The sequence below is a fragment of the Protofrankia sp. CiP1_Cm_nod4 genome (assembly GCF_982290645.1).
In genome coordinates, this window is sequence record NZ_CEVIVC010000266.1 from 1,214 (window position 1) to 3,135 (window position 1,922).

At 68.3% G+C, this 1,922-nt stretch carries 1 protein-coding gene; it reads right to left on the bottom strand.

Annotation, left to right across the window (positions count from 1 at the left end):
* Nucleotides 1–361: 361 nt before the first annotated feature.
* A complete protein-coding gene (locus AC5LSR_RS23985; protein ID WP_493465664.1) occupies nt 362–1,450 on the bottom strand; it encodes an IS630 family transposase in 1,089 nt (362 codons plus the stop codon).
* Nucleotides 1,451–1,922: the final 472 nt, after the last annotated feature.

Genomic DNA, 1,922 nt, shown 5'->3' on the forward strand with positions numbered 1-1,922 from the left:
TTCCGCCGGATCCGCGGGGAACACCGGCAGCGGCGGCATACACGCCCCCGCCAGCGGCTGCGCACCCCCGGAGGCGGCGCAGTTGGCCTCCGCGAAATCGGTTATCCCCGGCCCGGCGTCCCCCGCACGAGCAGCCGCCGACAGCCCATCCGCGCAGCTCCCCGACGCACACGCCGGCACAGTGAACGGCCCACCCTGCGGCGACCAGCCCGCCTGGGAGGCGATAGCCGACGCCGACGACCACACCACCCCCACCGGCGGCAACGGTGCCGGCGCCGGCGCCAGAATCGCCGGAATCGGCGACCGCGGCTCCGGCCTCACCTGCGGCGGCTTCGCCCGTGTCTTCGGAACAGCCCGCCCGCTAGTGTCCCGAGTCGTTAATTCGTTCGCAGTAGGCGGCGAGGGTCTTGAGGATTTGGTCGGCGGTCTTGGTCCAGATGAACGGCTTCGGGTCCTTGTTCCAGGCGTTGGTCCACTTGCGGATGTCGGCTTCGAGTTCGACGACGGAGCGGTGCGTCGAACGGCGCAGCTTGCGGGTGGTCAGCTCGGCGAACCAGCGTTCGACGAGGTTCATCCACGAGGACGAGGTGGGGGTGAAGTGCAGGTGGAACCTGGGGTGGCGCAGCAGCCACTTCTTCACTGCCGGGGTCTTGTGGGTGGCGTAGTTGTCCAGGATCAGGTGCAGGTCGTAGCTGGTCGGTACCGAGGCGTCGATCAGTTTGAGGAACCGCAAGAACTCCTGGGCGCGGTGGCGCCGGTAGTGCTGGGCGATCACCGCCCCGGACGTCGGGTCGAGCGCGGCGAACAGGCTGGTGGTGCCGTTGCGGACGTAGTCGTGGGTCATCCGCTCCGGCGTGCCCGGCATCAGCGGCAGGACCGGCGCGGTGCGGTCCAGGGCCTGGATCTGCGACTTCTCGTCGACGCACAGCACGATCGCTTTCTCGGGAGGGTCGAGGTAGACGCCGACGACATCCCGGACCTTCTCCACGAACTGCGGGTCGGTCGAGAGCTTCCACGTCTCGACCAGGTGCGGTTTGAGCCCGAACGCCCGCCACATCCGCGAGACCGTCGACTGCGACAGTCCCGATGCCCGGGCCATCGACCGGCTCGACCAGTGGGTGTCGCCGTTGGCCGGTTTCTCCTCCAGCGTCCTGGTGATGACCTCGTCGACCTTCACGTCGGACACGGTGCGCGGCCGGCCCGGCCGCGGCTCGTCCGACAGCCCCTCCAACCGGTCAGCCGCGAACCGGTCCCGCCACTTCGCCACCGTGACCCGGCTGACCCCGAGATCCGCCGCGACCTGCGCGTTCGTCGCCCCAGCGGCGCACGCCAGCACGATCCGGGAACGCTGCGCCAGCGCCTGCGCGGTCTTACGCCGCCGCGTCCAGCCCTCCAGCACCTCCCGTTCCACGGTGGACAGCTCGATCGGCACGGCACTCGGACCAGGCATAACCCAGTATACGATCAGAATAGAAATCTAAGACTCAGGACACTAGTCCCGCCCGACTTACCCGTGCTCCCACCCGATGAGCCGCCACCAACTGGCAGACTCCCACCCCCAGGCAGCGCCGGAGCCACACTCAGGGAAGCCCCCGCCGACCAGCCATCCACCCACGGCCTCGACACCGACGACACCGCCGGAACAGCAGCCGGCACCGATGCCCCCCGTGAATCACCCCGATCCAAAACATGATCAATAGCCCGATCGGCCGCGTACGCCACAGCCGCCGTGACAACCGCACCAGCTACAAGACCAACCACGCACCCGAACAGCCCACCAACCGCACACCCAACCTCCCCGCCTATAACAGCAGCGTTATGACCACTGGGGTCGCTGTACGTCAGCGGGTTGGCGTTGGCGTAGGTGTACCGGTTCGCTGACACCGCCGACGTCAACGGCAACTGCGCGCTGTCCCGGGAAA

What these genes read in the sequence shown, in the direction of transcription:
- AC5LSR_RS23985 (WP_493465664.1), bottom strand. Translation starts at nt 1,450, where the DNA reads ATGCCTGGTCCGAGTGCCGTGCCGATCGAGCTGTCCACCGTGGAACGG.